Origin of the sequence: Acinetobacter sp. YH12135, from assembly GCF_013418565.1 — a bacterium.
GTDB classification, from domain to species: domain Bacteria; phylum Pseudomonadota; class Gammaproteobacteria; order Pseudomonadales; family Moraxellaceae; genus Acinetobacter; species Acinetobacter towneri.
This window is the reverse complement of record NZ_VPBU01000012.1, coordinates 59,902-85,244: the sequence shown is the minus strand read 5'-3', so window position 1 is coordinate 85,244 and position 25,343 is coordinate 59,902. Positions and strand designations below refer to the sequence as shown.

23 protein-coding genes are annotated in these 25,343 nt (G+C 40.6%); 17 read left to right on the top strand and 6 right to left on the bottom strand.

Annotated features, from left to right (window positions below; all coding sequences use genetic code 11):
• Positions 1–18: 18 nt before the first annotated feature.
• The 4 genes from FTU70_RS08610 (at position 19) to FTU70_RS08595 (ending at position 3,630) form a co-directional block, all read left to right on the top strand.
• Positions 19–669, top strand: coding sequence for a hypothetical protein (locus FTU70_RS08610; protein ID WP_070152374.1), 651 nt, complete (start codon positions 19–21; stop codon positions 667–669).
• 369 nt (positions 670–1,038) lie between these two features.
• The gene (gene mltB, locus FTU70_RS08605) at positions 1,039–2,040 is read left to right on the top strand and encodes a lytic murein transglycosylase B (RefSeq protein ID WP_096902392.1); all 1,002 of its coding nucleotides are present in this window, start codon (positions 1,039–1,041) and stop codon (positions 2,038–2,040) included.
• Positions 2,041–2,334: 294 nt separating this feature from the next.
• Positions 2,335–2,943, top strand: a complete 609-nt coding sequence (locus FTU70_RS08600; protein ID WP_179996093.1) for a septal ring lytic transglycosylase RlpA family protein — start codon at positions 2,335–2,337, stop codon at positions 2,941–2,943.
• Positions 2,944–3,174: 231 nt separating this feature from the next.
• Positions 3,175–3,630 carry a DUF962 domain-containing protein gene (locus tag FTU70_RS08595; RefSeq protein WP_004972797.1) on the top strand — a complete coding sequence of 152 codons (456 nt, stop codon included), beginning with the start codon at positions 3,175–3,177 and terminating at the stop codon, positions 3,628–3,630.
• 34 nt (positions 3,631–3,664) lie between these two features.
• On the opposite strand, the gene FTU70_RS08590 is transcribed toward FTU70_RS08595, so the two are convergent.
• The 3 genes from FTU70_RS08590 to rpsB form a co-directional block, all read right to left on the bottom strand.
• Positions 3,665–4,186 carry a DUF3465 domain-containing protein gene (locus FTU70_RS08590; RefSeq protein WP_004972795.1) on the bottom strand — a complete coding sequence of 174 codons (522 nt, stop codon included), beginning with the start codon at positions 4,184–4,186 and terminating at the stop codon, positions 3,665–3,667.
• 192 nt (positions 4,187–4,378) lie between these two features.
• Positions 4,379–5,254 carry a translation elongation factor Ts gene (gene tsf, locus FTU70_RS08585; protein WP_004972793.1) on the bottom strand — a complete coding sequence of 292 codons (876 nt, stop codon included), beginning with the start codon at positions 5,252–5,254 and terminating at the stop codon, positions 4,379–4,381.
• Between the two features lie 143 nt (positions 5,255–5,397).
• Entirely contained in the window at positions 5,398–6,144 is a 747-nt protein-coding gene (gene rpsB / locus FTU70_RS08580; protein ID WP_004972791.1) for a 30S ribosomal protein S2, read from the bottom strand.
• Positions 6,145–6,352: 208 nt separating this feature from the next.
• Here rpsB and map point away from each other — a divergent pair, with 208 nt between their 5' ends.
• From map to FTU70_RS08560, 5 genes are all read left to right on the top strand, one after another.
• Positions 6,353–7,180, top strand: a complete 828-nt coding sequence (gene map, locus FTU70_RS08575) for a type I methionyl aminopeptidase (protein ID WP_004972787.1) — start codon at positions 6,353–6,355, stop codon at positions 7,178–7,180.
• A 341-nt stretch (positions 7,181–7,521) separates the two neighbouring features.
• On the top strand, positions 7,522–8,574 hold the full coding sequence (locus FTU70_RS08570; protein ID WP_004972784.1) for an OmpW family protein: 1,053 nt from the start codon (positions 7,522–7,524) through the stop codon (positions 8,572–8,574).
• A gap of 194 nt (positions 8,575–8,768) precedes the next feature.
• Complete coding sequence (locus tag FTU70_RS08565) at positions 8,769–9,980, top strand: MFS transporter (RefSeq protein ID WP_179997279.1); 1,212 nt, start codon at positions 8,769–8,771, stop codon at positions 9,978–9,980.
• On the top strand, positions 9,973–10,107 hold the full coding sequence (locus FTU70_RS14360; protein WP_004972778.1) for a hypothetical protein: 135 nt from the start codon (positions 9,973–9,975) through the stop codon (positions 10,105–10,107). The genes FTU70_RS08565 and FTU70_RS14360 overlap by 8 nt, the downstream gene beginning before the upstream one ends.
• Positions 10,108–10,352: 245 nt before the next feature.
• Positions 10,353–11,309: a TauD/TfdA family dioxygenase gene (locus FTU70_RS08560; RefSeq protein WP_131261572.1), complete on the top strand. Its 957-nt coding sequence runs from the start codon at positions 10,353–10,355 to the stop codon at positions 11,307–11,309.
• Between the two features lie 160 nt (positions 11,310–11,469).
• Here the strand turns inward: FTU70_RS08560 and sthA are convergent, their stop codons facing one another.
• Complete coding sequence (sthA, locus tag FTU70_RS08555) at positions 11,470–12,885, bottom strand: Si-specific NAD(P)(+) transhydrogenase (RefSeq protein ID WP_042068765.1); 1,416 nt, start codon at positions 12,883–12,885, stop codon at positions 11,470–11,472.
• Between the two features lie 287 nt (positions 12,886–13,172).
• Between sthA and lipA the strand changes: the two genes are divergently transcribed.
• Positions 13,173–14,186 (top strand): lipoyl synthase, encoded by a 1,014-nt coding sequence (gene lipA, locus FTU70_RS08550; protein ID WP_179990319.1) that lies wholly within the window; start codon positions 13,173–13,175, stop codon positions 14,184–14,186.
• A gap of 211 nt (positions 14,187–14,397) precedes the next feature.
• Positions 14,398–14,784, top strand: a complete 387-nt coding sequence (locus FTU70_RS08545) for a carboxymuconolactone decarboxylase family protein (protein ID WP_004972770.1) — start codon at positions 14,398–14,400, stop codon at positions 14,782–14,784.
• Positions 14,785–14,861: 77 nt separating this feature from the next.
• On the opposite strand, the gene FTU70_RS08540 is transcribed toward FTU70_RS08545, so the two are convergent.
• Positions 14,862–15,122, bottom strand: coding sequence for a hypothetical protein (locus FTU70_RS08540; RefSeq protein WP_004972768.1), 261 nt, complete (start codon positions 15,120–15,122; stop codon positions 14,862–14,864).
• Between the two features lie 206 nt (positions 15,123–15,328).
• Here FTU70_RS08540 and FTU70_RS08535 point away from each other — a divergent pair, with 206 nt between their 5' ends.
• On the top strand, positions 15,329–15,841 hold the full coding sequence (locus FTU70_RS08535; protein ID WP_131261573.1) for a tetratricopeptide repeat protein: 513 nt from the start codon (positions 15,329–15,331) through the stop codon (positions 15,839–15,841).
• 90 nt (positions 15,842–15,931) lie between these two features.
• Here the strand turns inward: FTU70_RS08535 and FTU70_RS08530 are convergent, their stop codons facing one another.
• A complete protein-coding gene (locus FTU70_RS08530) occupies positions 15,932–16,438 on the bottom strand; it encodes a cysteine peptidase family C39 domain-containing protein (RefSeq protein WP_180060449.1) in 507 nt (168 codons plus the stop codon).
• A gap of 220 nt (positions 16,439–16,658) precedes the next feature.
• Here FTU70_RS08530 and ahcY point away from each other — a divergent pair, with 220 nt between their 5' ends.
• The 5 genes from ahcY (at position 16,659) to FTU70_RS08505 (ending at position 25,299) form a co-directional block, all read left to right on the top strand.
• Positions 16,659–18,041: an adenosylhomocysteinase gene (ahcY, locus tag FTU70_RS08525; RefSeq protein ID WP_004972762.1), complete on the top strand. Its 1,383-nt coding sequence runs from the start codon at positions 16,659–16,661 to the stop codon at positions 18,039–18,041.
• A gap of 182 nt (positions 18,042–18,223) precedes the next feature.
• Complete coding sequence (gene metF / locus FTU70_RS08520) at positions 18,224–19,060, top strand: methylenetetrahydrofolate reductase [NAD(P)H] (RefSeq protein WP_004972760.1); 837 nt, start codon at positions 18,224–18,226, stop codon at positions 19,058–19,060.
• A gap of 41 nt (positions 19,061–19,101) precedes the next feature.
• Positions 19,102–19,818: a 16S rRNA (uracil(1498)-N(3))-methyltransferase gene (locus FTU70_RS08515; protein WP_004972758.1), complete on the top strand. Its 717-nt coding sequence runs from the start codon at positions 19,102–19,104 to the stop codon at positions 19,816–19,818.
• A 186-nt stretch (positions 19,819–20,004) separates the two neighbouring features.
• Positions 20,005–22,881: an EAL domain-containing protein gene (locus FTU70_RS08510; RefSeq protein WP_180060448.1), complete on the top strand. Its 2,877-nt coding sequence runs from the start codon at positions 20,005–20,007 to the stop codon at positions 22,879–22,881.
• A gap of 138 nt (positions 22,882–23,019) precedes the next feature.
• The gene (locus tag FTU70_RS08505; protein ID WP_004972754.1) at positions 23,020–25,299 is read left to right on the top strand and encodes an NADP-dependent malic enzyme; all 2,280 of its coding nucleotides are present in this window, start codon (positions 23,020–23,022) and stop codon (positions 25,297–25,299) included.
• Positions 25,300–25,343: the final 44 nt, after the last annotated feature.

Sequence of the window (25,343 nt, the reverse complement as noted above, 5' to 3'; positions counted from 1 at the left end):
CAACATTGAGGTTGAACAATGCCATTTTTTGGATTCATTCCATCTGCAGAATTATTAAATACGATTGAAACTGCACAACAGAAAAAAAATTCAAGTGAGCCGCTGTACCCACTGCGCGACAAAACCGCATTAATGATTAATGAAGAAATCATTGATGCCATTTTAACCGAGTTGGTACGTCGTTTTCCTGCCAGCGATAAACGCGACACTGCCGAAAAACTTGCGGGCTATGTCAAATCTACCGTTGCAGTACTCCTAAAACAATTATTAAGCAAAGCGCCAAATGATGTCGTGAAACAATCGATTGAATTTTCTGAGCGCAGTAGCTTTAAAGATGCAGCAGGCAATGCACGTGTAGGTGAAACGCTCGATGCAAGTTTAGTGACCAACCTGAAACACAACTATGCCGAAATTCAAGCAGGCAATGAAGTGAACAAAGCTGCTTTAACCGAACTATATAAACAGTTTGCAGAAGCGACGGTACGCCACTTTATGAGCGACTTTAACAAAACCCTCGATTTGGGCATGATTAAGCGTAAAGCAGCAGATATTGGCGCAGCAGCGGTAATTAAAGCTGTCCATATTGCGGTGGATAAAATCATCCCAAATTTAACCAAAGAGGAACTCTTGGTTTTAGCGGAATATCACGACACCTTATTCCATCATTAATATCAGTGGGTTTAACTCATAATGCGTTTTAAGCCCTTTTGTTGCATGTTAAGTGCAAAATGCCTGATTTTGATCAGGCATTTTTATATGCAATGCAATATCAGGATATGTCTGCAACTTTTGCACAATCAAGAATAACTTTTTGCACCTAGATTGAATTTTGTTACAAATCCTGCGCGCTTTTTACACATTCTTTGTCTATTTTTGTATAAGTTTTTGCAAACCAGTCACGCATGAATGCTATCTTAGCCGCTTACTTCGCTTTCGCAGTTTGGCCCCAATAGCGGCTTATTCTTCATATATAAGTAGCAACTTATTTACTGCATATAAATAAGTTGTGTAAATCATCAATTTGGAATTTTCCTCAATATGTTCAAACTTGATTTTTATAACAAACTAAAACGTCTTTCTTTACTCATTGGTGCATTTTCTATCACCAGTTTTTGTCAGGCCAATGATTTCCAAAATCATCCGTCTTATGCCAGTTTTAAACAAAAAACCATGCAGACCTATGGCTTGAGTGCAGCACAAGTCGATTGGGCGATGGAAGGCTCTAAAAACTTACCCAATATCATCAACATCATGAACCGCCCAGGCGAAAGTAAGCCTTGGTACGACTATAAAACCAATTTCCTTGCAGAAAGCACTATTCAGCGCGGTGTGCGCTTTAAACAACAATATGCGGACACGCTCAATCGTGCTGAACAGCAATTTGGTGTACCGCAATCCATTATTTTAGGGATTCTGGGTGTAGAAACAGGTTTTGGAAGCAATAAGGGCTCTTTTGTAACCCGTGATGCCCTTGCCACCTTAGGCTTTGGTTATGAACGTCGCGCGGAATACTTTAAAGATGAACTCGCGGCACTGATCGCATGGTCATATAAAGATGGTGTGCCAACTTCTTCAATTGTTGGTTCTTATGCAGGTGCTGTTGGTTATCCGCAGTTTATGCCTAGCAATATTCCAAAATTTGGGGTCGATTATGACGGCAACGGACATATTGATCTACGCAACTCGGCAGTCGATGCCATTGGCTCCATTGCAAACTACTTGGCACAACATGGCTGGCAGCGCAATCAACCCATTGCATTTGCTGCACGATATACAGGCAACAATCCTGACAGTGTCATTGCCAAAGATTTGACCCTGCCAACACCTTATGGGGTTTTAAAATCGCAAGGCGTGATGCCAATGAATCCAATTGTGCAAATAGATGACCTCGACTTGGTCAATGTCATTCAATTACAAGAAAATTATGGTCATATCTACTATATAACCTATCCAAATTTTCAGGTGATTACGACTTATAACCGTAGCCGTATGTATGCGACTGCATTGTGGTTATTGGGCACTGAAATTGCGAGTCGCTAAACAAAAATTTAAATATAAAACAAAAAAGTCAAGAAATATTTTTGACAATTTGATCACAGAACAAACTTTTTACACATTGTGTTACAATATTGGTTATTTTTTAATCAAATAGAGTTAGTTTTTGGTACTTTTTGTCATTATTTTCGTATAAAGACTAGACACCTTTAGTAAGGGATGAATATTATCCACTTCGTCAAATGTAGTCGAAAAAGTGAAATTACAGACAGGATTACCGCTATTTCAATCAGTTAAGAGCGAAATAAGTTAAAAATTCTGTCTTCAGGAGTTCAAACCATGCATAGTTCACTTAAATACTTACTTGCACTTTCTGCAGCTATTGCCCTAAGTCAGTCGCAAGCTGAAATGGTGCAATCATCATTCAACAACGATAATGAGTCATCTAGCCTAGCTGCGCGTGTACTCAACAAAGAAGCACAAAGTTTTAATTCACATTTCTCAAATTTGAATAGCCTTTCAATCACCGAACGTTCAGGCGACCAAATCCGTCGTCAAACGATTGCAGCGAAAATTGAAATTCCTGCTGAAGAGCCTTCAGTGATTGAAAAGTTAAATACAGTGGCATCAAACACTGTACGTAAATTTAGCCAAACAGGTATGGCATCTTGGTACGGTCGTCAATTCCACGGTCGTAAAACTGCAAGCGGTGAAACGTTCGACATGAACGCAATGACTGCTGCACACCGTAGCCTGCCGCTAAACTGCTATATTCGCGTAACCAATAAAAACAATGGTAAGAGCGTTGTAGTTAAAGTAAATGACCGTGGTCCATTCCATGGCAACCGTGTACTCGATCTTTCTTATGGCGCTGCAAAACAATTGGGCATCACCAATGCAGGTACTGCCAAAGTAAGCATTGAGCGTATTGACGGTCCAAACTCTTAAGATTCGCTTACACGACTTCACATTTGACTTGAAAGCCACAGCAATGTGGCTTTTTTAATGCCTGTAAGATTTACAGTCATCCCATGCATGTCTGCACAAAGATGATCCACACAAATTTTGTTGCCACTTCATTTTGAAAATATGAATACTGTTTTGACCGCCTCACTGTTCTCAGTTATATTTTAGACAGTCAAACAATAACAACGGATGATCGGTCTACAGGAGTAGCACATGAAGACAGTAAGCGAGTGGCTAGATGAATACAGCGAGAGCCATCAAAATAAAACCAATAAATTAATTCACTGGGTGTGCGTACCTACGATCTTTTTTTCGATTGTCGGCATCTTGGCGCATTTCAGCGCTTTACTAACAACATTACTTCTGGTGCTCAGTTTTATTTTTTATGCACGTTTAGACTTGGTTCTTGCAGTTGCAATGGCAGCATTAATGCTGGTAATGGCATGGCTGATTTATGTTTTGCCTGTTGGAATGGGTTTTTATATCGCAATTTTTGTTTTGGCGTGGATTGGGCAGTTTTATGGTCACAAAGTTGAAGGGAAAAAGCCTTCATTCTTCAAAGACCTCCAATTCCTTCTCATTGGCCCAATTTGGTGCATGGATGCCTATTTAGGTAAAATCCTACCCTCTTGGAAAACACGTCGTAAAAACAGCATTATGAGCATTTAAACGCTATATCCTATTTTCGTTATCGGAAGAACCGTTATTGATAGGTTCTTCCTTGATGTTTTAACCATCCGCCCACGTGTTTATTTGCTGGATCATGATGCGTCCAGTGAATCACCCCACCCTTATCTGAGTATTCATATTCACCAAAAAACTCAACAGTATCACCTTTTGCAATATTGGTAATTCGTGGTGCAAGATCAATATTATGTGCAACCAATACAGTTTGCCCATTATTCAGTTTTAAAATAAATTTTTGATGACGTGAGCCTTCGTTGTCATCCGCTAACACTGCAATGACCTGCCCACTCGCACGGACTTGTAAATCGCTCTGTTTGCGCTCAAACGCACGTTCAATCAGCTGAACACCCTGAGCATCATCTTGCAGCGCATCTCGCTGTACGTCTAACTGCTCTTTTTCAGTTTGCGATGTGCGAGCAGTACTTGTAGATGGTGCATTTGATGTTTCAGACTGAAACTGCTGTAAATCTATGCCAAAAAATGCAGCAATTAGCACTACAATAATTGCGCCGATGCTTAAATTCTTTTTATTTGCCATATAACCTTCTTGTTCTGATTCCACCCTATACGATTAAGTCAATTATTCGTAACATACTGATTTAAAATTAATATATTTAATCTTCATCTCAATATTTATGCCACGATTGCATATTGCCAAAATCTATATTCACAAAAAAGCCCCAAAATAAATTGGGGCTTTCCTTACAAAATATTTTACCTTAAGTAAAAATTATTTTGCAGCAGCTTGAGCAGCAGCAACTTCTTCAGCGAAGCTCATTTCTGCTTTTTTCTCAATACCTTCGCCTACTTCGAAACGAACGAATTGAGCAACAGTTGTACCAGTTGCTTTTAATACTTCAGCAACTTTCTTCTCGTTGTCAATTACGTACATTTGACGATCAAGCGCAACTTCGTTCAAGTATTTTTCAACTGAACCAGTTACCATCTTCTCTACGATGTTTGCAGGCTTACCAGATTCAACTGCTTTCGCTTCTGCAATTTCTTTCTCTTTAGCGATAAGATCAGCAGGAACTTGTTCAGCAGTAACAGCAACTGGGTTGAATGCAGCAACGTGCATTGCAATACCTTTACCAGTCGCAGCATCACCTGTGTAAGAAACAACAACACCGATTTTTAAACCGTGCTTGTACACAGCAAGGTTTTCACCTTCAACGATTTGTGCACGACGAACTTGGATGTTTTCACCAATTTTTTGAACAAGTGCAACACGTGTTTCTTCAACAGTTGCGCCATCTTCAAGTTTAAGTTCAGCAATTTTAGCAGCATCAGTTTCGTTTGCAGCAAGAGCAGCAGCAGCAACTTTCGCAGAGAAACCAGCAAAGTTTTCGTCTTTTGCAACGAAGTCAGTTTGACAGTTTACTTCTAAAAGAATCGCTTTGTTGCCTTCTTGAACGATTGTGATTGCACCGTCAGCAGCAATGTTACCTGCTTTTTTAGCAGCTTTTGCTTGACCAGATTTACGAAGGTTGTCAATCGCTAATTCGATGTCACCGCCCGCTTCTGTTAATGCTTTTTTACATTCCATCATTGCTAGACCAGTACGATCACGCAATTCTTTAACCATGCTTGCTGTAACTGCAGTCATGTTTATCTCCTAAAATCGGTAGAAAATGAATTCTTTTTTTAACAGAAACGGCCCAGAGGGTGTCTCTTGGGCCGTCTGCATACATGACGCTTACTTTGCCACCATCACATGTCGCAAAAATGACAAGCTTACGTCAAAACGCATTAAGCCTCAGAAGCAGGAGCTTCTTCGCCTTTTGCTTGAGCATTGGCTTGAGTTTGAGCGTATTCTTTACCAGCAATGATCGCATCAGCCATTGAAGAAGCGTAAAGTGTTACTGCACGGATCGCATCGTCGTTACCCGGAATAACGTAGTCTACGTTGTCTGGGTTAGAGTTTGTATCTACGATACCGATTACAGGAATACCTAAGTTTTTAGCTTCTTTAATTGCAATTGCTTCGTGATCAACGTCAATTACGAATAATGCGTCAGGTAAACCACCCATGTTTTTCACACCGCCTAAAGCGCGCTCAAGTTTTTCCATTTCACGGCTACGCTCTAAAGCTTCACGTTTAGTAAGCTTAGCAAAAGTACCGTCAGTAGACTGAACTTGAAGATCTTTTAAACGGCTGATAGATTGGCGAAGTGTTTTCCAGTTCGTCAACATACCACCTAACCAACGGTGATCTACATACGGTTGACCAGCGCGTTGAGCTTGTTCACGGATGATTGCAGAAGCAGCACGTTTTGTACCAACGAACAAAACTTTGTTCTTTTTGCTAGCCAATTGGTTTGCAAAGTTCAAAGCATCATTTAACGCAGGAACAGTGTGTTCAAGGTTAATGATGTGAATTTTGTTACGCGCACCAAAGATGTATTGACGCATCTTTGGGTTCCAGAAACGTGTTTGGTGACCAAAGTGTGCGCCAGCTTGAAGAAGGTCGCGCATGCTTACGTTGTAATCTGCCATTTTCTTTACCTTAAATGTTTGGGTTAGGCCTCCATATATCCGCATTCTCCACCCCAAAGGGCACCCAGAGTAATGTGACGATATATGTGCGGATTTTTAATTTCCCTTTTACCAAGCTCTTTGAAACATATTCATAAAAAGCATTTGATAAAATGGGCGGCTATTTATACCATAGTCACACACAAATTTCCAAAAGTTTTTAAAGATCATGAACACAACTTATCAAGCACCTCGTCGACTCATCAAAACCGCAGAAGATATTGAAAAAATGCGCGTGGCAGGACGACTGGCGGCAGAAGTTTTGGAGATGATCAAAGCACACGTTAAACCAGGCGTTACTACGCTCGAACTGGATACGATTTGCCATGACTATATTGTCAATCAACAACAAGCTATTCCTGCCTGCTTAGGTTATGGTGCTGCTCCGGGTCGTCCAGCATTCCAACACACCATTTGCACATCGGTTAACCATGTGGTTTGTCACGGTATTCCGTCAGAAAGTAAAGTGCTGAAGAAAGGCGATATTTTAAATATTGATGTCACAGTCATTAAAGATGGTTTCCACGGCGATACCAATATGATGTATATCGTGGGTGGTGAAACTTCCATTTTAGCCAATCGTTTATGCAAAGTTGCCCAAGAAGCGATGTATCGCGGTATGGCAACCGTTAAACCCGGTTCAACCATTGGTGATATTGGTCATGCGATTCAAAAATATGTTGAATCTGAACGCTTTAGTGTCGTGCGTGAATATTGCGGTCATGGTATTGGGACGACCTTCCACGATGAGCCACAAGTATTGCACTATGGTCAAGCCAACACAGGCATGATTTTAGAAGAAGGTATGACTTTTACCATTGAACCAATGGTCAATGCAGGCGTATGGCAAACCAAATTACTTGGCGATAAATGGACAGTGGTGACCAAAGACCACAAATTATCGGCACAGTTTGAACACACCATTTTGGTCACCAAAGATGGCTTGGAAGTGCTGACTGCCCGCCCTGATGAAGATTTATCACGCTTTACTGCATAACGTGTTTGCAGCCAAAATCTGTCATTGGCTAAAAATTTAACCCGTATGTCAAAAAGATCAGTTCCGACTGGTCTTTTTTATTAATTTCAACGCATACAATTTCTATAAAATCTTTTTATTTCAAACCAATAGAACTTTAAAGCCATCCAATAAAACAAGCATTTTCACGTATTCAACAGTTTTGGATTTAACAAAACACCTGCACACTTTTCCAGTTATTCACAAAAGTTTAAAAAAATATCTTGTAAAAACAACAGTTTTATTTTTCCAGTCCATTTCATAATGCCTTGCATAACAATGCCGTAAATAACAACAAGCAAAATTGGACATGGAGTTCCACAATGAAAAAAACACTATGCTGTTTGGCACTGAGTAGTTTGCCAGTCATTAGTTATGCCAACTCACCTTATTTTAGTTTAAAAGATGGTGATGGTTTTAAACGCTTTTCTGTTTCGGTAGGTGCGCTGCACGTTATGCCACAAGGTAAAGCACAACCTTTTCGGGTCAATACAGCCATCCACAATGGCTACACAGCGGATGTCGGTGAGGTTCAATCGCAAACTGTAAAAGATAATTTACGTGACGGTTTTGAGCCACCCATATTATTAAGCGGAGCATTAAATTTGCTGCCTACCGTGCCTGCCAACATGAGTGGACAAGCCACAATTTCAGGTTTGGAACAATGGGATAATCCCGGTACAGGTTTAGAAGCAGATGATGTCACTACACTGGGTATCATCAGTAACTATTTCTTTACTGATAATATTTCCTTTGAAGTCAAAGGCGGCATTCCACCTAAAGTTGATTTGCAAGGCAAAGGGAAAATTTATGCACCTTTCTCCGCAATTGCACGTCCATTAGGCGGTGCGTTGGGTGAGCTAGAATTACAAAACGATATTTTCATTACCGATTTAGCAGCACATGGCCCTGCTGCTTCTGCCCGAGCATGGACACCTGCATTTGAGTTTCAATATCACTTTGGCAAAACAGGCGTAAATAAGTTCCGCCCCTATGTTGGCGTCGGTTTGATGTATGCCTATTTCAATGAGTTAGAAATTAATCCACGTACTGAGCAGGACTTAATTGCTTCAGGTCACATGATTGCCAATATTAAAGAAGGAAAATCAGGCGCATCTTTAGAAGGCAAACCAAGTTCAGCCAACCCAAAAGTTGAGTTAGATGCCACCGATGCGTTTGCACCTGTTGCCACCGTAGGTTTTACCTATGACTTTAATGAAAAATGGTTTGCAGTTGGTTCACTATCTTATGCACACCTTAAAAATGAAACCACCATTACGGTGACCGATGCCAAACATGGTGAATTGATTCACTCTAAAGCAGATATTGAAGTGAATCCGATCATTGCATACGCTGGCTTTGGGATGCGCTTTTAATCTCTAATTTTACTTTTCCACTTTCAACTAAATTTAAGACGGCTACGGTCGTCTTATTTTTTCTTACACTATTTAATTAAAGCAATCGCTTCTATCTTGATAACTCAATTTTATCATTTGATGAATTTTATTTTATCGCGCTCTTGAGCTGAATCGATTACCATAACAAGCTGTTAGCCATACGTGGATGCCTTATGTCGAATGCTCAATTTTCCAAACCTCTAATTTATATGTTAATTGGAAGCGCCATTATTTTGGCATTATCGCTTGGGGTTCGGCATGCATTTGGTTTGTATTTGGTGCCTATGAGCCATGAATTTGGCTGGGGACATAATGTCTTTAGTTTAGCCATTGCCATGCAAAACCTAATTTGGGGTGCAGTCCAACCCATCACAGGTGCTTTTGCAGACAAATACGGTAGTAAAATTGTAGTTGCAGTTGGTGGCGCACTGTATGCACTCGGCTTATTGCTCATGGCCGTCAGCTCGACAGGCTTATTGCTAAATTTAAGTGTGGGTTTAATTTTAGGTTTGGCACTTTCTGCAACCTCTTTCCCTGTGCTACTTTCTGCAGTAGGCCGCGCTGCTCCTCCAGAAAAGCGTAGCCTTGCAATGGGTATTGCCAGTGCTGCAGGCTCGTTTGGGCAATTTATCATGTTGCCATCGACCTTATTGTTATTACAAAGTGTAGGTTGGTCGGGCGCATTAATTGTCAGTGCGATTTTAATTGTCTTGATTGTTCCTTTGGCATGGATGCTCAAAGCACCCATGTATCAAAACCCTAATGCAAGTTCAGTCAGCCAACCCGCTTTAGGCTTTAAACAAGTTTTGGTGATTGCCAAAAACCATAAACCCTTTTGGTTTTTAGCTTTGGGCTTTTTTGTCTGTGGTTTTCAAGTGGTGTTTATCGGGATTCACTTACCTAGCTACTTAATCGATCATGGCTTTAATGCAACCACAGGCACAGTTTTTCTAGCACTCGTGGGTTTATTTAATATTGTAGGCACTTATACGGCGGGTTGGTTAGGTGGTCGCTATTCCAAACCACACTTGCTGATGTGGCTTTACGGACTACGCGGTATTGCCATTATCGCCTTTTTAATCCTGCCTTTAAGCATCTGGACAATTTATGCATTCGGGATCATTATGGGTTTGTTGTGGTTATCTACAGTGCCTTTAACCAATGGTATTGTGGCAAATATGTTTGGGATTAAATACCTGACCATGCTCAGTGGCATTGTGTTTTTTACACACCAAGTCGGCTCATTTTTTGGTGGATGGCTTGGCGGTTTAAACCACGATCTGACAGGTAACTATAATGCTATCTGGATTGTTTCTATTGCTTTAAGTGCGTTTGCGGTCTTGGTGCATTTCTGGGTCAATGAGGAGCACGTCATTCATGACTAATTCTTTATTTAATTTTAAAGTGCTGCTCGCGCTGGCGGTTATTGCCCTGCTCGTCTTTTCAATTTTTTTATGGATGCAAACGCCTCAACTGTTTGAGTATTTTAATCAGGCATTCTGCGCACATTAATTGTCTGCGTCACTCGATCTCTTTATCAATGTATTCAATACTGAAGGAGTAACTTATATAACTTGCTCCATTGACTAGATTGCATTTAAACAACAAATCTATGCAAAATAAGTTAAATGGTTCAAGATCAAACATTTATTTAAAAAGATAATATTTTTCATAAGCTTAGCATTTCTTTTAATTTTATCTGATGGCTGTTTTTACTTAAATTTTCTTGACCATATACCAAGAAAGAGTAAAACCCAATGAGCAGTCTAAGCCCACTTTCTCAAGCGATTCATGATGCACCACGTTGGCATCAAGCCGATTCATTACAAAATCCTAATGATATTCAAATACAACCTTTAGCAGGTGCTGCCTTAGGTGCTGTCGTGACAGGACTAGATACGAAAAAATCCCAAACAGGGGCAACAATTTATCGTCTAAAACAAGCTTTGGCACAACATCTAGTTTTGATTTTTAAACAACAACAGCTAGATGATTTACAGTATTTAGCATTTGCCAGTTACTTTGGTTCTATTTTCCGTCCAAGTTCAGACAATCCTGTTTTAGGCAGTCAAGCCGACACAGGCACACCGCCCGATGTTGTACCGGTATCTAATGCTGTTGGACAAGGTGATTATACGGGACATGCAGAACTCAAACCGCATGCAGACCATCAATGGACACCTCTACCCTCTTTTGCCTCGCTGCTGTATGCCATAGAAATTCCAAAACAAGGCGGACAAACTACCTGGTACAACACCATTAAAGCCTACGATGCCTTAGATGAAACCACCAAAGCGGAAATTAATCACCTTCAACTCATTACATACAACCCTTTTGTTCGTGCACAAAATACGACTGCAACGGGTAGCTATGGTAATTCGCCGCTGTATCGTTTTCATGATCAACCTATTGTTGGTCATGGCTATCCACACCCTTTGGTGAGAGTCCATCCTGAAACTGGACGTAAAGCCCTTTGGCTGAACACCCATTCTGAAGTTGAGTTGCTCAATTATGACGATCAGGCAGGTAGTGAATTAATTGCTCGGCTCCGCGCACATATTTTAAAGCCAGCCTTCCGCTACACGCATCATTGGGAACAAAGGGATTTGGTATTTTGGGACAATCAAGTGACCTTACACTCTAGGGAGCCATTCCCTGCCGAGCAACGGCGCTTACTTAAAAGAATAAGTTTGGCGGGTAGCCGGCCATTTTAATCTTGCTACTCATGTTAAAAGGCAGCACGCCACTATTGGACTCAAATAAAAAGATGCGCCAAAACTAAAATAACAAACGAACAACTTAGAATAAGAAAACCCGTAAAGCCTAAACTTTACGGGTTCTTTTTTAATGAACTTTAAGCAATATTGCAGCAACTTAGAATAAACGATTCATACCATTTAAAGTTGCTACACGGTAAGCTTCAGCCATGGTTGGATAGTTGAATGTGGTTTCCACAAAATACTTAATGGTATTGTTCGGGCTGTTCATCACCGCCTGACCAATGTGGATAATCTCTGCCGCATTATTACCAAAGCAATGCACACCCAATACTTCTAAAGTGTCACGGTGGAATAAAATCTTCAATTCACCCACTGTATCACCCGTAATTTGCGCACGCGCTAAATGACGGAAAGATGCCTGACCAACTTCATAAGGAATTTTTTCTTCCGTCAATTCCTGCTCAGTTTTACCAATCGAAGAAATTTCTGGAATGGTGTAAATACCTGTTGGAATATCGGTCACAGGCGCAACATTTTCTTCGCCACTCATATTTGCACCCGCGCAACGACCTTGGTCATAGGCAGCTGATGCTAACGAAGGCCAACCAATTACATCGCCCGCAGCATAAATATTCTCTACTTCGGTTTGATATTGATCATTCACCGTTAATTGACCACGGCTGTTTGGTTTAAGTTCTACGTTTTCTAAACCTAAACCATCGGTATTACCTGAACGTCCGTTACACCACAAAATCGCATCAGCTTTGATTTTCTTGCCACTTTGCAAATATAAAACCACGTGATCATCAAAAGTTTCTAAATGATCAATTTGCTCATTGTGGCGAATCAGCACCCCTTGCGCACGCAAGTGATATGACAAGGCATCTGAAATTTCATCATCCAAATAGCTGAGCAATTTGTGCTGAGTATTAATCAAATCAACTTTATGATCTAAACCAATGAAGATGGATGCATATTCACAACCAATCACACCCGCGCCATAAATAATAATTTTTTGAATCGAGAAATCCAAATCCAAAATTTTGTCTGAATCAAATACACGTGGATGGTTGAAATCCAACATTTCTGGACGATATGGACGGCTACCTGTCGCAATCACAATTTGCTGACACATAATGGTTTCTTTAATGCCATCTGCACCAAATACCAAGACCGTATTTTTATCTTGGATATAAGCACGACCATGATAAATCGCAATTTCATTACGGTCATAAAAGCGAGAGTGCGTTTCAACTTGCTGCTGAATAACTTTATGCGCACTTTGCAACACTTGCTTCATGGTGAACTGACGCCAATCGCCCATTTTTTTAAACATTGGGTCACGGCGATAACGGATAATATTCGACACTGTCTGACGCAATGCTTTACTTGGAATGGTACCCACATGGGTACAGTTACCGCCAAGCTGCTCACGAACATCTACAATCGCAACACGCTTACCAGATTTGGCAAGTTTCATTGCCGCGCCTTCACCCGCAGGGCCTGAACCGAGAACAACCGCATCGTACTTCACGAAAGTTCCACTAACGACCTCTTTTTTACGTGGCATTCAACGCTCCTTTTCTTTAAATCTGTCTTTTCAATGGGCTATATTATGACGTAAATCTTTTGAATTTTCTGTATTTACTGTGCATATATTACGTGATAACCACATTTTTTATATGAATATCGTTTTTACCCAATTTAAGCACAATTTCGTTATAATAACCGTCTTATGATGAAGTTAAGGTGACATTTTACTTTTGCACTTAGATTCGGTTTAATCAGACTCTATTTCACGTAAAATCTAGCCTACACTAAATCTCTCCCCTTTCAAAAACAGTGGAAAAGTTGAATATGTCTGCAAACCGTAAACCAGAACAGGGTGTCAAACTTCGTGGTGCTGAAAAAGTCGCACGTATTCCTGTAAAAGTTGTTCCTACGGTTGAAACGCCTCGTAAACCTGACTGGATTCGGGTCAAAATGACGGCACCAGAAGAAGTTCAACGTATTAAAACCACTTTGCGTCAGCAAAAATTGCACACCGTTTGTGAAGAAGCCGCTTGTCCAAACCTTCCAGAATGCTTTGGTGGTGGTACAGCAACCTTTATGATCATGGGTGATATTTGTACCCGTCGCTGCCCGTTTTGTGATGTTGCGCATGGTCGTCCAAATGCACTAGATCCTGAAGAACCTCGTCACATGGCAGAAACCATTGCCAACTTAGGCTTAAAATATGCCGTGATCACCTCTGTAGACCGTGATGACTTGTTAGATGGTGGTGCACAACATTTTGTCGATTGTATTAAAGAAGCCCGCTCTTTAAGCCCAAATACGTTGTTAGAAATTTTGGTGCCAGACTTCCGTGGTCGTATGGATATTGCACTACGCATTATGACCGAATGTCCGCCAGATGTTTTTAACCACAACATTGAAACTGTGCCACGCTTATATAAAGCCATGCGTCCGGGTTCAGACTATCAGCACTCTTTGAACTTGCTGAAAATGTTTAAAGAATATTGCCCAGATATTCCAACCAAATGCGGTTTGATGGTAGGTATTGGAGAATCTGAAGAAGAAGTTATTGCACTGTTAGATGATCTTAAAGCGCACGATGTAGATTATGTGACCATTGGTCAATATTTACAGCCATCTAAAGAACATTCGCCAATTGACCGCTTTGTAACACCTGAAGAATTTGAGCGTTATACAGCGCATGGTCAAAAGTTAGGTTTTAAAAATATTTGGGCTGCGCCAATGGTACGTTCAAGTTATTTTGCAGACCGTCAATATTATGGTGAACCTGTACCAACAGTACGTCGTAAAGCCGACCCTGCTAAAAAAATTAGCGTGCAAACCATTGAAGCTTAACACTCGCTTATTTCAAAATTTGCGATAAAGCTAAAACAGCCCCGACTTTATGTTCGGGGTTTTTTATACCTTGTGGATATATTAAAAATAGATAGATGTGAATATTTTTTGATGGTCTACGACCAAGTGCGCATGGTATCATCGCCATAAATTGTTAATCTATGCACTTAATCTATACACCGAGCTCAAACAATAAAACAGGGATAGTAAAATGTCACAACAAGACTATGACAATGGCTTAAAAGTTCGCACTGAAGTCATGGGCGAAAGCTTTGTAAAACGCGCACAGGACAACACTGTACCATTTACCCAACCTTTGCAGGACTGGATTAATGAACATGCATGGGGTTCAACTTGGCAACGTGAAGGTGTGTTACCACGCAAATATCGTTCCTTAATTACTATCGCCTTTTTAACTGCTTTAAAAAGCCCGACAGAGCTTAAAGGACATATTCGTGGTGCGCTAAATAACGGGGCAAGTGTCGAAGAAATTCAGGAAGTCTTGTTACACAGCTTGCCTTATTGTGGCGCACCTGCAACTCAGGAAGCTTTTCGCGCAGCGTTGGAAGTTTTGGCAGAACATACTGCAAATACTTAAACGCAATCTAAATCAAAAAATATAAACGCTCGACATTTCACTAAAACTATTTGGTGAAATGTCGGTAGAGTTGAGTTTTAAATCCAATACACATTAAAGCTATAAAAGAACTCATTTAACTCAAAGCGCACCTGATAACCCAAATCAGTCAGCTGTGCCGATAAATTTCGAATATCTTCTAAAGGTAAATGTTTTGGCAGCACAGTAAAAACTGCGGTATTGCCCTGCTTGGCATTCTCTTCGATTAAAGACGCCAAACGCTGCTTATATAATTCAATATCTAGCTTGGCATGATCTGAATAAACTTTTGCTTGTTCAGCAGTTAAAAAATTTGCCATCTTATTGTTCTCATTATGACCATGTTTAACATTCAGCATATTGAAACTTGACGATATGGCTCAAGTGATTTTTTGTTATTGTCTGCATAAACGCATGATCAATTAACCCTAATTTTTTAAAAAAAATCACACCGAAGATGGCTTTTTCCCAGCGGACCTTTTAGGCTATCGCACAATCTTATGTTGTAATTTTGCTGGATGACATTATGTCAGAATCTGTTTCAATCTCCCCTGCGCTAATGAACCGCGCCATTGCAGGACAAGCCGATGCCCAATTTGAAGTGGCGGTGCTGTATATGCAAAGCGATTTTAATGAAGATATTGAACTTGCCGAACAATGGGCGCTCAAAGCTGCCGCAAACGGACATATCGAAGCCATGTATTGGCTTGGTGAAGGCTATACCGTATATGCCAAAGATGTTCTAGAAGATGACCCTGAAGATGCCAAACAACATTTTGAAGATGCTTTTGTCTGGCTCAAAAAAGCCAGTGATGCACAACACCCTGCCGCTATTTTAGAGTTGGCAGGCTACTACCGTCGTGGTGATGTGGTTGAACAAGATGTCGCTCGCTCTGTGGCATTGGTACAGCAAGCAGCAGAATTGGGCGAAGTACAAGCCATGCGAGACCTTGCTTTTATTTATGCAAATGCTTTGGGTGTAGATGCTGACGAAAATAAAGCTGAATATTGGACACAAAAAGCCGATGCAGCGGAGTAATCCCTTTGTCTAGCCAATCAATTGATGGGCTAGACAATTTTTTGCATGACTCGAATCGTCATTGAATAAAGCTTAGACTTTGAATAACACTTAGACTTCGACCACAATTACTTGTCTGCAAATGCCCTCTTGCTGACGCTGTTGTTCAAACACAGCCGCAGGCATCGGCTCAAAACTGTCAAAGAAACAAATTTCAGCATCATCAATTGAATATAGCAATGAGTGATTGCCCACGCCTTCTAAAGTGTCGTAATAGACAATTATAAATTTATTTTCATCAAATGCGTGCTGAATTTGCTGATAGCCGATTGCCGCCAATACAGGCAATTTAAGCTGTTTAGCTTCGGAATAACTTAACTTTTCTGCATCTTGTAAATCTGGGTCAGGGTCAGTATAAAACTGCACATTAAAGCCAAACTTTTTCAGTCCAACAGCCAAGCCAATTGTGGTTGTGCCCTGCTCTGGCGTATAACCACACACTTCAATCAATTGTTGAATATCGGCATCAATTCCTAAGTGTCGTAGCAACATCCACACTGCGTAAATCCCGCCGTTGGCTTCTAAATTTGCCAACTCTTGAGGAAGCTCTAAAGCCATCATTCAATCTCAAAAATATGTTTGTAGTGATAATAAACAAAACATGATTGGAACTGAATCAATTTCCAAGTACAATATCGCGCTAGTCGAGGGATGCTGCGACGTTTTACAGGCACGAAACGTAAAATCGCCAGGCTCGACCAGCATAGCAATGCGTTTGCTATGCAAGAAACGGCATCCGCGAACTGAATGATCAATTGTTTTTTATAAGGAGATCGTGATGAACGCGGTTAATGCTTCATTTACAGATTATAAAGTTGCCGATATCACACTAGCTGATTTTGGTCGTAAAGAAATCAAACTTGCAGAAGCAGAAATGCCAGCCCTTATGGGTTTGCGTAAGCGCTACTCAGCTGCAAAACCTCTTGCAGGCGCGAAAATTCTCGGCTGTATCCACATGACCATTCAAACTGCTGTTTTAATTGAAACGCTAGTTGAATTGGGCGCAGAAGTTCGTTGGACTTCTTGTAACATTTTCTCTACTCAAGACCACGCTGCTGCAGCAATTGCTGCTTCAGGTGTGCCTGTTTTTGCTTGGAAAGGCGAAACTGAAGAAGAATATGTATGGTGTCTTGAACAACAAATTAATGTAAATGGCACACCATGGGATGCCAACATGATTTTGGACGATGGCGGTGACTTAACTGCACTTGTTCACGAGAAATATCCTGCATTATTAGAGCGCATTCACGGCATTACTGAAGAAACCACTACGGGCGTACAACGTCTAATTGAAATGTGGAAAGATGGTTCTTTAAAAGTGCCTGCAATTAACGTCAACGACTCTGTGACTAAATCTAAAAACGACAATAAATACGGTTGCCGTCACTCACTCAACGATGCGATTAAACGTGGTACAGACATGTTATTGTCTGGTCGTCGTGCATTGGTTATTGGTTATGGTGATGTAGGTAAAGGTTCTGCACAATCTTTACGTCAAGAAGGCATGATTGTTCGTGTTTCTGAAATTGACCCAATTTGTGCAATGCAAGCATGTATGGATGGTTACGAAGTTGTATCTCCGTACAAGAATGGCGTACAAACAGGCAATAAAGCAGACGTCAACCTAGAGCTTTTAGAAAATACTGACTTGATTGTGACTACAACAGGTAACTATCACGTGTGCGACGCAGCAATGCTAGATACACTTAAAGCAGGCGCTGTTGTATGTAACATTGGTCACTTCGATACTGAAATCGACACCAACTACTTACGTGGTTATAAGTGGGTTGAAGTGAAGCCACAAGTACACCAAGTGTATCGTTCAGAAAACGAAAACGATTATTTAATCTTGCTTTCTGAAGGTCGTTTAGTGAACTTGGGTAACGCAACAGGTCACCCATCACGTATTATGGATGGTTCATTTGCTAACCAAGTATTGGCACAAATGCACTTATTTGCAGAGAAATTTGCCGATCTTCCTGCCGATCAAAAACAAGCGGCAATTCGTGTTGAAATCTTACCGAAAAAACTAGACGAAGAAGTTGCTGCTGCAATGGTTGCTGGTTTTGGTGGTGTATTAACACAATTGACTCAAGTACAAGCGGACTACTTAGGTGTAGCTGTTGAAGGTCCGTTTAAATCGGATGCTTATAAATACTAAGTTTTTAATCCTTCTCCCTAACCCTCTCTCATAGGGAGAGGGAATGATTCATTGTTTAATGAATGTATTCGAGGGTAAGTCCTCTCCTGAGCAAGTTTAAAGCACTGCTTTAAACCCAGCGCAAGAGAGGATTTAGGAGAGGTGAAAAAATATAAATAAGTATTTATAACAAGGATTGAATCATGACCAAACAAGTTCCTATTTCATTTGAATTTTTCCCATCTAAAACCGATGTAGGTGCAGAAAAACTCAAAGTTGTGCATCAAGAATTACAACTTTTAAATCCAGAGTTTTTTTCTATCACTTATGGTGCAGGTGGTTCTACTCGTGAACGTACTTTATCGACCATTAGCGACTTCAATGGCAAAGGCACACCTGTAGCGCCGCACCTGTCTTGTATTGGTGATGACAAAGCGCGTATTGCTGAATTGCTTGATATTTATAAAGCACAAGGCATTGACCGCATTGTGGCTTTGCGTGGTGATTTACCTTCAGGTCAAGTTGGTTTAGGCGAATTGCCGTATGCGTCTGACTTGGTGCGTTTTATTCGTGAACATTCAGGTGATCATTTTCACATTGAAGTTGCGGCTTATCCTGAAATGCATCCACAAGCAGACCACTTTGATCAAGACATTAAAAACTTTGTCACCAAAGTAAATGCTGGTGCCAATGCTGCCATCACCCAGTTCTTTTTTAATCCAGATGCGTACTTTTACTTTGTAGAACGTATTCAAAAGCAAGGTGTGAATATTCCTGTTGCGCCTGGCATTATGCCGATTACCAATGCCAGCAATTTAATTCGCTTTGCAGATGGTACAGGTGCAGAAATTCCACGCTGGATTCGTAAGCAATTAGCAACCTATGGTGATGACACAGCTTCAATCAAAGCCTTTGGTCATGAAGTGATTATTAAACTGTGCGAACGCCTGATTGCAGGTGGTGCACCAAGTTTGCATTTTTACACCATGAACAACACCGAACCGACTCGTCAATTAGTGACAGATCTTGGTTTGGCTTAAGCTGTATTTTTCATATTTATTGACTTGAACGAGTAATCCCTATGCCCCGTTTTTATATTGAGGCTGAATTAGCAGTAGATACACAAGTTGAACTGACTGAAACAGTATTTCATCACTGGGTGAAAGTACTACGCGCACAAGTCGGTGAAACCGCCACCTTGTTCAATGGGCAAGGTGGTGAATATGAAGTGGAACTGGTTGAAGTTACCAAAAAAACAGCGCAAGTGCAGATTAAAAGTTTTAATCCAGACAATCGCATCCCAAGCTTTAGCGCCTTATTAGGACAAGTAATGAGCAAAGGCGATCGTATGGATTATGCGATTCAAAAAGCGGTAGAGCTTGGCGTGACTAACATTCAGTTGCTCACCTCTGAACGCTGTGAAATGCGCTTAAAATATGACCGCGATCAAAAAAAATTAGATCATTGGCAAGGCATTGCCATTGCAGCCTGTGAACAATGTGGCATGAATATCGTACCGAAAATTTTAGCCCCACTACGTTTAGAGGACTGGCTGAATAGTGACCTTCCTACCACCAAATTAGTGTTAGCACCGAATAAAGATCAAGTAGATGTGCTAAACAATGTCAGTAAAGATTTGGCTTTATTAATTGGGCCTGAAGGTGGTTTAAGCGAAACAGAAATTAGCGCTGCCAATGCGGTTGGCTTTCAAAACTGGTGTATTGGTACTCGGGTATTACGCACTGAAACCGCACCTGTGGTTGCTTTAGCTCTCTTAAATTATCGCTTGGCCGAGTAATTTATCCGTTTTTACAGAAATCGATTGCCAATAACATTGCAATTTATAAAGTACAGGATTAATCTCGAACAATATATTAAAAAATTTGCATAAAATTTAAACACAAAACAGTAATATTTTATGCATGAAAGTGATGTTATTTAAAAATATAAATGATGGAATCATTTAACTAGATTTTGGGGAAGTATGTCAGACGCTCAAGATGAATTGTTGCAGCAATACTTAGATGCTGCGCAAATCACCAATACCATTCGGCTTATTCGATTCTTTTTGGTCGGCATCCTGATTGTTTGCCTGTATGTGTTTTTTATTTATCAAATTTCTTTCTCACATTCATCACCCTACCTCAATATCTGGTTTATTCTCACTGAACTGACCATTGGTTCGTGTTTACTGCTCACAGCAGTTCACTTTAAAGCGGGACAATATCAACTCCAACAAGCACATCGTTGGTTAAAATTGGTGTGTTTCTTGATCGGAACAGCAATCGCGGTTGGGGTAAGTTTACTGTATTACTTTTTACCTCAGCAAAACCCTGAACTGAGCAACTATGAAGCGATTATTTTAGCGACCTTATTAATTATTGTGAGTCAAACCTTTGCCCTCACCTTTTTAACGCAGCGCTTGAGTTATTTTTGCTGGGTATTCATTCCAGTGATCACACCCTATATTGCCGCACAGTTTTTAGTTCACTCCGAAACTTCCGCTTTCTTTTTTCTCGCGACAAATTTTGCCTTAATTACCTTACTGATTTGTGCCAATACTTCAATGCACATGCATCGTCGTTTATCGAGCGTCTATTTTAAGAACGACCAACTCAAAAAAGCCGCAGAGCAACAAGTTGACTGGACAGATCAACTCCGCCAACAATTGCAAGTGGAAATGAACAAATCTAAAGATATTGAATTGCAACTGCAATTTAATAATCAAATGCTGGAACAAAAAATTAGAGAACGTACCTTTGACTTAGAACAAACCCATCTAGACTTAATTAAACAACAACATAGTTTAATTTTGGCACATGAAGCCGCAGGTCTAAAAGCATGGGACTGGAATATACGGCAACGCAGTATTGTCTTTGGTAGTGGCGGACAGCAAACCCGTTTAGAAAATACCAAACAGCATCGAAATAAATTACAGCAACTGATTCACCCCGATGATGTTCCACACTTTCACCAAACCATGAAACAGCATTTACGTGGTCAGACAGAACGTTATCAAGCCACTTATCGCGTACAACATAGTTCAGGTCAATGGTATTGGGTACATGATATTGGGCGGGTGATTGAGCGTGATCCTGTCACTCATAAACCTTTGCGTATGGTAGGGATTCGCCGTGATATTCAGCAAGAACGAATTGGACAAGAGCGCTTAAAACTCACTGCCAGCGTACTTGAACAGGCAGCCGAAGGTATTTTTATTTTAGATGAAAACTTACGTTATATTGAAGCCAACCCATTCTATGCTCAAATGAGCGGATTTCAACGTGACCATATTATAGGTAAATATCTGTTTGATTTAGTCAAATCCAACAAAGCAAATCCACGCATGACACAAGAGGAAATTGTTCAACAATTACTCAACAAGGGTGAATATCATACTGAAAAGAGTATAAAATTCCGCTCAGGAAAAGAATTAGAAGTTCGTTTGCATATCAATGCAGTCAAAGATGAGCAAAACCGTATTATTAATTATATAGGAATTGTGTCTGATTTAACCGAACATAAACTACAAGAACAGCGTCTATCCTATTTAGAAAATTACGATCCACTGACCGACTTGCCTAATCGCTTTTACTATAATTATCAACTACATCAATATCTTATTTCGCAGCAAGATTCATTACAGCAATTGGCGGTCATTCGACTCAATATTGACCGTTTCAGACCTTTAAATGAATATTTAAGCAATAATGGTGGCGATGAATTACTCCACCAAGTGGCGCAGCGTTTACGCATCACCAATGCCGAAGCGCTGTTTGTCGCGCACTTAAATGGCGATGATTTTGCAATTGTGTATGAAATTTCTCATATTCGCCCTTCTATACAGCAGCACTGTGAACGCATCACCAAAGCCTTTAATTTGCCGTTTAATGTGCAGGGACAAGAACATATTATTACCCTGTCGATGGGGGTTTCCCTCTATCCTGAACATGGACGCCAGCTGGATTATCTGACTAATTGTGCAGAACAAGCCTTGTCTGAAGCCAAGCGTTTGGGTGGTAATACCGTTAAATATTACGCTTTAGACAACACCAAACTGCTAGAACAAAATGTGCATTTAGAGCGTGACTTACGCCAAGCCATTAAAAATGATGAGTTAATTGTATATTATCAACCTAAAATTGATTTCCATAATTATCAGGTAGTTGGGTTTGAAGCATTGGTGCGCTGGAAACATCCAACCAAAGGCATTATTCCACCGAACCTATTTATTCCTATTGCAGAACAAACCAGTTTAATTTCCGATATTGGTCGGGTTGTGATTCAACAAACAGCCAAGCAAATTCGTGAATGGAACCTATTAGGTTTTGATCATGTCCAAGTATCGGTTAATGTAGTTGCACAACAACTGCAACGTGGTCAATTGCTGCAAGATTTAGATGATGCGATTAATACCTATCAAATTTCAGGTGCAAGCTTAGAATTAGAAATTACCGAATCCTCTTTAGTGGAAAACTCCACAACCGTTAAGTCTTTATTAGATGAAATTAAACAACGTGATATTCATATCGCCTTAGATGATTTTGGTACAGGCTATTCTTCACTTTCTTACTTAACAGACTTCCCAATTGACAGTTTAAAAATAGACCGTAGCTTTGTTTCTAAAATTGGGAATACCAAACAAGAAGCCATTGTTAGTGCCATGATTGCTATGGGCAAAGCCATGGGCATGAGCGTGGTAGCTGAAGGGATTGAAACTGAGCAGCAACTGCAATATTTGCAGAATTTAAATTGTGATATTGCTCAGGGATATTTATTCTCTAAGCCTTTGCCTGAAAGTGAAGCGACCCAATTTCTAAAAGCCAATTTAGTATCGCGCGCTTATCGCTCCTTAATCTGAAACTAGACCCAAAAGCTCTAAGTTTGTTCTAAAAATAAACAGTGACGTCTGTGCTAAGGGGGCAAGTAATGGTATATTCGATAAGATTCATAAAAATCCACCAGCATCGCTGGCCAACTTGTCACACACGAGATTCAGATGGACGATCAATCATTAAAACAGCAGGCACTTTACTATCACGAATTTCCAACACCAGGAAAAATCAGCGTTACTCCAAGTAAGCAGCTGGTCAACCAACGTGACTTAGCGCTCGCTTACTCACCAGGTGTCGCAGCACCATGTTTAGAGATTGAACGTGATCCTTCAACAGCTGCACTTTATACCGCTCGCGGTAACTTGGTTGCTGTCGTTAGTAACGGTACAGCAGTATTAGGTTTAGGTAATATCGGTCCTTTGGCGTCTAAACCTGTGATGGAAGGTAAAGGCGTACTCTTTAAAAAGTTTGCTGGTGTCGATGTATTTGACATCGAAATTGCTGAAAATGATCCAGACAAAATTGTAGATATTGTTGCAGCACTAGAACCAACTTTTGGTGGTATTAACCTTGAAGACATCAAGGCACCAGAATGTTTCTACATTGAGCAAAAACTTCGTGAACGCATGAATATTCCTGTGTTCCACGATGACCAACACGGTACGTCAATCATTGTAGGTTCTGCCCTACTCAATGCCTTGTTACTTAACGGCAAGAAGATTGAAGAAATCAAAATCGTTGCTTCAGGTGCAGGTGCAGCCGCACTGTCTTGTTTAGACCTGTTGTGTGCATTGGGCGCGAAAAAAGAAAATATCATTGTTGCAGATTCGCGCGGTCTAATCACCACCAAACGTGAAGGTTTGGATGACTCGAAAAAACGCTATATGCAAGACATTGAAGGAACGCAACTTGCTGATGTAATTAGCGGTGCGGATATGTTCCTTGGTCTTTCTGCAGCGGGTATCTTGACCAAAGCTATGGTCAAAGAAATGGCTGAAAATCCAATTATCTTTGCTTTGGCTAACCCAGATCCAGAAATCTTACCTGAACATGCGCATGAAGTACGTCCAGATGTGATTATGGCGACTGGTCGTTCGGACTACCCGAACCAAGTTAACAACGCACTTTGCTTCCCGTATATTTTCCGTGGTGCATTAGACGTTGGCGCAACTACCATCAACGAAGAAATGAAAATTGCTTGTGTACACGCAATTGCACGCATGGCACACATTGAAGCAGATGCTGCGACTTATGGTGAAAAATCTGCATCATTCGGTCGTGACTATTTAATTCCACGTCCACTTGATCAGCGTTTAATTCTTGAAATTGCACCTGCAGTTGCTCAAGCGGCAATGGATTCAGGTGTAGCAAGTCGTCCAATTCAAGACTTCTCTGCATACCGTCAGCGTTTGTCTGAGTTTGTATATAACTCGGCATTTATGATGAAGCCTATTTTTGCTCAAGCAAAAACTGATCCTAAACGTATTGCTTATGCAGAAGGTGAAGACTTACGCGTCCTTCGCGCAGTACAAATTGCAGTGGATGAAGGCTTGGCTAAACCAATCCTTGTAGGTCGTACCTCAGTAATTGAAGCGAACATCAAAAAGTTAGGTTTACGTCTTGAACATGGCGTGAATATGGAAATAGTAGACCAGGAAAACAACCCTAACTACGAAAAATTTGCAGATGATTACTACACCATCATGCAGCGTAAAGGCGTTACACCTGAATACGCGCAGCGTGAAGCACGTCGTCGCTCTACCCTCATTGCAGCAATGTTAGTGAAGCATGGTTTAGCCGATGGTATGTTATGTGGTACTTATTCAAGCTACGACATTCACCTTGATTTCGTAAAAAATGTGATTGGTCTAAAAGAAGGTCGTACTAACTTCTTTACCCTTAACGCATTGATGCTTGAAGATCGCAACTTGTTCATTGCCGACACTTATGTCAACACAAACCCAACTGCTGAACAGTTGGCTGAAATGACACTTTTAGCGGCTGAAGAAGTACGCCGTTTTGGTATGACACCACGCGTTGCTCTACTTTCTCACTCAAGTTTTGGTTCTGACCAACAAGACTCTAGCGCACAAAAAATGCGTAAAGTCTTTGAAATCTTGAGTGAGATTGCACCTGAGCTTGAAGTTGAAGGTGAAATGCACGGTGATGCAGCATTAGACGAAAATATCCGTCATTTTGCTTTCCCGAACTCACGCTTCAAAGGTTCTGCAAACTTGTTGATTATGCCGAACTTAGATGCTGCCAATATTTCATTTAACTTGTTGAAATCGACTTCAGGTAACAATGTTACGATTGGCCCTATCTTGTTAGGTGCAGCAAAACCTGTACATATTTTGACTCCGACTGCAACGACACGTCGTGTTGTGAATATGACTGCCCTCACTGTTGCTGAAATTCAACAAACAGCACAAGTTAAAGCATAAACCTATATTTCTGAGTGACTGACTCAGAATTATAGACTTGAGAA